Genomic DNA, 6,198 nt, shown 5'->3' on the forward strand with positions numbered 1-6,198 from the left:
GGGCGGGCGGTGTCGGAGGACCCGGAGTTCGCGGTGACGGTCACCGCGGTCGGCGGGCGCCGGATCGAGGTGTACCGGGAGCTGCGGGCCGCCGTGCTCTGGAGCCTGTGGGAGGCGAGCCGGCAGTTGGCGGAGCCGCCGGTCGAGCTGCCGGGGACCTGGCAGTTCGCCGGGGCACGGCGGCTGGTGGCCGCGCTGCGGGCGGCCGGGGCGACGGCCGGGCTGCGGTGCACCTGGTGCGCGCGGGCGGTGGACCCCGGAGTGCCGGTCGACCCGGGGCCGTGCGAGGCGCAGCCGGGGCACTGCGCGCCCTGCCCTGCCTCGGCTCAAGGCTGACGGGGCGTCAACTCCCTTGCCGCAGGGCCGCGGTGAGGCGTTGCAGGTCTTCGGCGGCCCGTCCGCGCCCGTCCGGGGCGGTGAGGTACTCCGGCGCTGTCCGTTCGGACGGGCGGCGGGTACTGGACAAGTGGGCCGGGGCGGCAGAGGGTGGTGAGCATGGAGTACACCCACCTCGGCCGCACCGGCCTGTCCGTCTCGCCGCTCTGCCTGGGCACCATGAACTTCGGCCCGCACACTGTGGAGGCCGACGCGCACCGGATCATGGACGCCGCGCACGAGCACGGCATCAACTTCTTCGACACCGCCAACGTCTACGGCTGGGGCGAGAACAAGGGCCTCACCGAGACCATCATCGGCAACTGGTTCGCCAAGGGCGGCGGGCGGCGCGAGAAGACCGTGATCGCGACCAAGCTGTACGGCGACATGGGCGACTGGCCCAACGAGGGCAAGCTCTCCGCGCTCAACATCCGCCGCGCCGTGGACGCCAGCCTGCACCGCCTGCAGACCGACCACATCGACCTCTACCAGATGCACCACGTCGACCGGGACACCCCCTGGGACGAGATCTGGCAGGCGATGGAGGTGCTCACCCTCCAGGGCAAGATCATCTACGTCGGCTCCTCCAACTTCGCCGGCTGGCACCTCGCCCAGGCCCAGGAGGCCGCCAAGGCCCGCAACTTCCTCGGCCTGACCAGCGAGCAGTCGCTCTACAACCTGATCGAGCGCAGCGTCGAGCTGGAGGTGGCCCCCGCCGCCCAGCACTACGGCCTCGGCCTGATCCCGTGGTCCCCGCTGCACGGCGGCCTGCTCGGCGGCGTCCTGCGCAAGGAGCGCGAGGGCGTCCGCCGCGCCTCCGGCCGCGCCCTGGACACCCTCAACGAGCGCCGCGAGCAGATCCAGGCGTACGAGGACCTGTGCGCGGAGCTCGGCCACGAGCCCGGCGACGTCGCGCTCGCCTGGCTGCGCACCCGCCCGGCCGTCACCGCCCCGATCATCGGCCCCCGCACCGAGGAGCAACTCGCCGCCGCCGTCCGCTCGTTGGACGTCCAGCTGGACGCCAAGACGCTGGAGCGGCTGGACGAGATCTTCCCCGGCTACCGCACCGCGCCCGAGCACTACGCCTGGTGAGGACGGCTGCGGCGAGGACGGCCGTGGCGAGGACGGCTGCGGCGAAGACGGCCGCGGTGAGGACGGCCTAGCCGGTGGCGCGCACGTAGACGTCGCCCGAGCCGGTCGGGTCGTCCTCCGGGCGGACCAGGTAGACCTGCCGCCGGGGGACGCCGCCCGGCGGCTCCGCTTCCGGGAGCAGGGCGGCCTCGGCCGGTTCGTCACCGGGCAGGGCCGCCCGCAGGTCCTCCGGCAGGGGGGCCGCGGCGCCGGGCCGGGGGAGGTCGTAGGTGCGCAGGAAATCGTCGACGTTGACGTCGTCGCCGCCGTCGAGGCGGTAGTGCAGGTAGCCGACCCGGGTGCCGTCCGGCGCCCGGGTCAGCACCGCCGACCGGGGGACGTAGTACCGGCCCTTGCCCGGGTGCTGGTCGGGGCGCAGGCCGGCCAGCCGTTCCGCCCGGGTCGAGTCGGTCTCGCGCGGGGTGTGGTCGCGGACCAGCGCGGCCGCGCCCCAGGCCGCGGTCAGCGCGGTGAACGCGGCGCACAGCCCCAGCAGTACGGCGAGCGGGCGCCGGAGCACGGGCCGTTGTGCTGCCATGGCGTCAGGGCTCCCTGCTCCGGTGCGGCGGTTCAGAAGTAGACGGCGCAGCCGCGCCGTTCGAGCTCGTCCACCAGTTGCGGGGCGGGCGGGCAGGCGGCCCAGCGCAGGTCGAGCTTCTCCAGGGCGGGGAGTTCGGCCAGCCAGGGCGGGACCTCCGCCAACGGGTTGCCGCGCAGGTCGAGTTCGCGCAGCCGGGGCAGTTCGGCCAGAGCGCGGGGCAGCTGCTCCAGCCGGTTGTCGCGCAGTTCCAGGCAGCGCAGCTCGCGCAGGTCGGCGAGCGAACCGGGCAGCGCGGTCAGCGAGTTGCCACGCAGCCGCAGTTCGCGCAGTCGGGCCAGCTCGCCGATCCGCTCCGGGAGGGCGGTCAACCGGCAGTCCTGCGCGCGCAGTTCGAGCAGCCGGGTCAAGTCGCAGATTTCGGGCGGGAGTTCGGCGAGCGGGTTCTCGCCGACGTTGAGGTAGCGCAGCCGGTGCAGGCGCCCCAGGCCGGCGGGCAGCGCGGTCAGCCGGTTGTCGTGCAGGTAGAGGAAGTCGGACAGCCCGGTCAGGTCGCCGATCCGATCGGGGACGGCGGTGAGCGCGTTGTGCCCCAGGTCGAGCGTTCGGAGCCGGGTGAACTCGCCGATGGTGTCCGGGAGTTCGGTCAGCCGGTTGTCCGCGAGGATCAGCACCTCGGCGTCCGTACGGGCCCACGCCTCCTCCGGCACGGCCTCCAGGCCCGCCCGCCACAGGTTCACCACCGGCCCCGTCACAGCGACTTCTCCAGCCAGTGCGCGGCGTACGGGTTGGTGTTGAACGGCGGGACGTCCGCGTAGCCGCTGTCCGCGTACAGCGCGCGGGCCTCGGCGAGTTCGGCCATGGTGTCCAGCCGCAACCGGGCGTGCCCGAGGGCGCGGGCGGCGTCCTCGGCGGCGGTCAGTAGCAGCCGACCCAGGCCGTGGCCGCGGGCTTCCGGGCGCACGTACAGGCGCTTCAGCTCGCCGGTGCTGGGAGTGGCGGGAGTGGTGGGAGCGGCGGTGGGGGCGGGGGTGAAGCTGCGGACGCCCGCGCAGCCGACCGGGCGGCCGTCCAGCCGGGCCAGCAGGAACACGCCGTCCGGCGCGGCGAGTTCGAGGTCCGCCGGTGCCCCGGCGGGCAGCGGTTCGGCGGGCGGCGGGCCGCTCCAGCGGCGGCGCACCTCGGCCTGGTACTCCGTCAGCAGCAGCCGGGCGTCCGGGGAGTCGACGGGTTCGGGGCGGACGGTGGCCAAGGCTGCTCCGATCGCGGGGCGGGGCGGGACGGGCGGGTTCGAGGACGGACGATACTGCGGAAGCCCGTCGGCGGGCGAACGGCGGGGCGGGCGATGACCCACCGCACGGACGGTGACCTGAACCTCGCGCGCGGGGGCGGGAGCGACGGCCCGGCCCCCGCGGTCCGGGGCCACGCCCCGCGCGGGCCGGTCCTCACCGGGGCGCTCCTCACCGGGGCGGTCCTCGCCGGGGCGGCTGGAGGCGGGTGGACTGCTGGGGTGAGGCCCGTCGGGCGGCAGGGTGCATGTCGGGGACGGCGTTCCGGGGGATCCGGATGAAAGTACGTCAGGATGACCGGGTGAAACCGATCAGCCACCAGGTGCCCTACTACTCCCAGTGGGAGTCGCCCGAACTCGTGCCCGACATCCTGGACGGCACGCTGCGGGCCGCCGACGACCCGCTGTGGGAGCGTTCCGGCGCCGCCGACGAGGACGAGTACGAGTACTGGTCGTGGCGGCTGTGCGGGATGGCCTGCCTGCGGATGGTGCTCGACCACTGGTGGGGCGTCGCCCCCGCCGCCGTCCGGCTGGCCGAGGAGTGCCAGCGGGCGGGCGCGTACGTCCGGCACCCCGACGGGCGGCTCGACGGCCTGATCCACGCCCCGTTCGCCGAGTACGTCCGCACCCGCTGGGGCCTGCACGCCGAGGCCGTCGCCGAGCTGCCCGCCGAACGGGTCGCCGCCGAACTCGCCGAGGGCCGGCTCCCGATGCTCTCGGTGCACCCCGGCATCCGCACCCTCGCCCCCGAAGTCCCGCGCACCGGGGGCCACTTGGTGCTCGCCGTCGGCGCCGACGACGAGACGCTGCGGATCCACAACCCGTCCGGCTTCCCCGACGGCTCCCAGCGCGCGGCCCGCGTCCCCTGGGGCGACCTCGACCGCTTCTACGCCGGGCGCGGCATCGTCCTCGGCCCGCCCCCGTACTGAGCGCCGGGGCGGGCCGAGGGGAGGAGCGCTCGGATCAGGCCGCGTTGGGCAGGCCGATCGGGGTGCTCGGGGGGAGGTCGGCGCGGCAGGCGGCCGAGATCGGGCGCAGGGTGGTGACGAGCTCGTCCAGCTCGGAGCGGTGGAAGTGGGTCCAGACCCGGGAGGCGGCGAGGTCGGTGGCGGCCTCCAGGGCGAGGTGGCGGCGGCGGCCCGCGAGGGTCAGCGAGCCGTCCGGGGCCAGCCACTGGCGGTCGATCAGGCGGGCGGTGGCCCCGTCCCACTCGGTGTCGCTCCAGCCGCGGTGCGGCTGCAGGGTCTCGCGGCGGGTGTCGAGGGCGCAGCGGAGCACCAGGGCCTCGCAGCCGTCGAGGCCCTCGGCGACCAGGGCGGCGACGTGGCCGTCGCCCCGGTGCTCGCGCAGCACGGTGGTCGCCTGCCACAGGCGGGCCAGGCGGTCGTCCGGGCGGGGCAGGTCGGCGTTCGCGGCGGCCAGCACGCGCCCACAACAGTCCAGGCCGTCGACGGCGCGCTCCAGCAGCTCCACCGAACGGTCGACCAGATCCGGCTTCACGTCGGCCAGGACGCGCTGCAGCGCCCCCGTCGCGCCCTCGACCCGGGCCTCCAGCGCCCGCTCCGGGCTCGCCAGCGACCAGACCTCCGGCAGCGCCCGTTCGACCATCTGCGGCGCGAAGTTGAAGAACGCGGCCACCACCGGCGCCGCGTCCACCGCGCCCAGCGGCGCCGAACGCCCGCCGAAGTAACCGCGCCAGTACCCGCGCAGCCCCGCCGCCTCGTACGCGGCGCGGGCCTCCGGGGAGAAGTAGGTGAGAGCGTGGACGGGTTCGAACAGCCACCAGAGGGCACGGGCGGGGTGGACGACCTGGGTCATCGGAACGCCTTTCGGTGAGGGTCGAGCAGCGCGGCTCCGCTTGCCCTGGGAGCCTGCCAGAGCGGGAGGGCGCCGGGAAGGGAAAGTGTTTCGGGCGCGTGAACACTTCGCCGGGGCGGGCGGGAGCGGACTCCGGATGCCTGCCGCGCGCGTGCCGGCCGTGCTGCGCGTGCCGACCGTGCTGCGCGGGGAGGCGGGCCCGTGGGGGCGGGGGCGGGGAGGCGGGGAGGCGGGAGGCGGGTCCGTGGGGGAGGCGGGGAGGGGCCGGGGCCCGCGGGGGATGATGGTCACCAGCGGTCGCACCGGCCGCCCGCACCGAGTCGTGAAGGTACCCTCGCCATGGCGCAGATCAACCCCAGCATCCTGTCCGCGGACTTCGCCCGCCTCGCCGACGAGGCCGAGGCGGTGCGCGGATCGGACTGGCTGCACGTCGACGTGATGGACAACCACTTCGTCCCCAACCTCACGCTGGGCGTGCCGATCGTCGAGTCGCTGGCCCGCGCCACCGACACCCCCCTCGACTGCCACCTGATGATCGAGCAGCCCGACCGCTGGGCCCCGCAGTACGTCGAGGCCGGCGCCGGCTCCGTCACCTTCCACGTCGAGGCCGCCGCCGCGCCCGTCCGCCTCGCCCGGGAGATCCGCGCCAAGGGCGCCCGCGCCTCGATGGCGCTGCGCCCCGCCACCCCGATCGAGCCCTACGAGGACCTGCTGCCCGAGCTCGACATGGTGCTGATCATGACGGTCGAACCCGGCTTCGGCGGCCAGGCGTTCCTCGACATCATGCTCCCCAAGATCCGCCGCACCCGGCAGCTGATCGACAAGCACGGCCTCGACCTGTGGCTCCAGGTCGACGGCGGCGTCGCCCCCGCCACCATCGAAGCCTGCGCCGAGGCCGGCGCGGACGTGTTCGTGGCCGGCTCGGCGGTGTACGGCGCGGCCGACCCGGCGGAGGCCGTCCGGGCGCTGCGCGCGCAGGCGGAGGCGGCCAGCGCCGACGCGTGGTGGGCCTGCAAGCACTGACGCCGGGCGCGCGCCGGCACGTCGT

Annotated in this window: 8 protein-coding genes; 4 read left to right on the forward strand and 4 right to left on the reverse strand. The window is 75.3% G+C overall.

The genetic code is table 11. From position 1 onward, the window contains the following. Positions 1 to 9: 9 nt before the first annotated feature. Both ACFUEL_RS08630 and ACFUEL_RS08635 read left to right on the forward strand, forming a co-directional pair. Entirely contained in the window at positions 10 to 336 is a 327-nt protein-coding gene (locus ACFUEL_RS08630; protein ID WP_380235313.1) for a hypothetical protein, read from the forward strand. Positions 337 to 495: 159 nt separating this feature from the next. After that, on the forward strand, positions 496 to 1,467 hold the full coding sequence (locus tag ACFUEL_RS08635; RefSeq protein WP_344551413.1) for an aldo/keto reductase: 972 nt from the start codon (positions 496 to 498) through the stop codon (positions 1,465 to 1,467). A gap of 67 nt (positions 1,468 to 1,534) precedes the next feature. On the opposite strand, the gene ACFUEL_RS08640 is transcribed toward ACFUEL_RS08635, so the two are convergent. Genes ACFUEL_RS08640 through ACFUEL_RS08650 form a run of 3 tightly spaced genes read right to left on the reverse strand, consistent with a single transcriptional unit; the run spans position 1,535 to position 3,296 of the window. Then, entirely contained in the window at positions 1,535 to 2,044 is a 510-nt protein-coding gene (locus ACFUEL_RS08640) for a hypothetical protein (RefSeq protein WP_380235314.1), read from the reverse strand. Positions 2,045 to 2,076: 32 nt separating this feature from the next. Next, entirely contained in the window at positions 2,077 to 2,799 is a 723-nt protein-coding gene (locus ACFUEL_RS08645; protein ID WP_380235315.1) for a leucine-rich repeat domain-containing protein, read from the reverse strand. Continuing rightward, positions 2,796 to 3,296 carry a GNAT family N-acetyltransferase gene (locus ACFUEL_RS08650; RefSeq protein WP_380235316.1) on the reverse strand — a complete coding sequence of 167 codons (501 nt, stop codon included), beginning with the start codon at positions 3,294 to 3,296 and terminating at the stop codon, positions 2,796 to 2,798. Before ACFUEL_RS08650 ends, ACFUEL_RS08645 begins: the two co-directional genes overlap by 4 nt. Positions 3,297 to 3,610: 314 nt before the next feature. Here ACFUEL_RS08650 and ACFUEL_RS08655 point away from each other — a divergent pair, with 314 nt between their 5' ends. Beyond that, positions 3,611 to 4,261: a C39 family peptidase gene (locus ACFUEL_RS08655; protein ID WP_380235317.1), complete on the forward strand. Its 651-nt coding sequence runs from the start codon at positions 3,611 to 3,613 to the stop codon at positions 4,259 to 4,261. Positions 4,262 to 4,295: 34 nt separating this feature from the next. Here ACFUEL_RS08655 and ACFUEL_RS08660 read toward each other — a convergent pair whose 3' ends face one another. Further along, positions 4,296 to 5,150 carry a hypothetical protein gene (locus tag ACFUEL_RS08660; protein WP_380235318.1) on the reverse strand — a complete coding sequence of 285 codons (855 nt, stop codon included), beginning with the start codon at positions 5,148 to 5,150 and terminating at the stop codon, positions 4,296 to 4,298. A 339-nt stretch (positions 5,151 to 5,489) separates the two neighbouring features. Here ACFUEL_RS08660 and rpe point away from each other — a divergent pair, with 339 nt between their 5' ends. After that, positions 5,490 to 6,173: a ribulose-phosphate 3-epimerase gene (gene rpe / locus ACFUEL_RS08665; RefSeq protein ID WP_380235319.1), complete on the forward strand. Its 684-nt coding sequence runs from the start codon at positions 5,490 to 5,492 to the stop codon at positions 6,171 to 6,173. The last annotated feature ends 25 nt before the right edge of the window (positions 6,174 to 6,198 follow it).

Origin of the sequence: Kitasatospora sp. NPDC057198, assembly GCF_042670125.1 — a bacterium.
Classification (GTDB): domain Bacteria; phylum Actinomycetota; class Actinomycetes; order Streptomycetales; family Streptomycetaceae; genus Kitasatospora.

What these genes read in the sequence shown, in the direction of transcription:
- ACFUEL_RS08635 (WP_344551413.1), top strand. Translation starts at nt 496, where the DNA reads ATGGAGTACACCCACCTCGGCCGCACCGGCCTGTCCGTCTCGCCGCTC.
- ACFUEL_RS08640 (WP_380235314.1), bottom strand. Translation starts at nt 2,044, where the DNA reads ATGGCAGCACAACGGCCCGTGCTCCGGCGCCCGCTCGCCGTACTGCTG.
- ACFUEL_RS08655 (WP_380235317.1), top strand. Translation starts at nt 3,611, where the DNA reads ATGAAAGTACGTCAGGATGACCGGGTGAAACCGATCAGCCACCAGGTG.
- ACFUEL_RS08660 (WP_380235318.1), bottom strand. Translation starts at nt 5,150, where the DNA reads ATGACCCAGGTCGTCCACCCCGCCCGTGCCCTCTGGTGGCTGTTCGAA.
- rpe (WP_380235319.1), top strand. Translation starts at nt 5,490, where the DNA reads ATGGCGCAGATCAACCCCAGCATCCTGTCCGCGGACTTCGCCCGCCTC.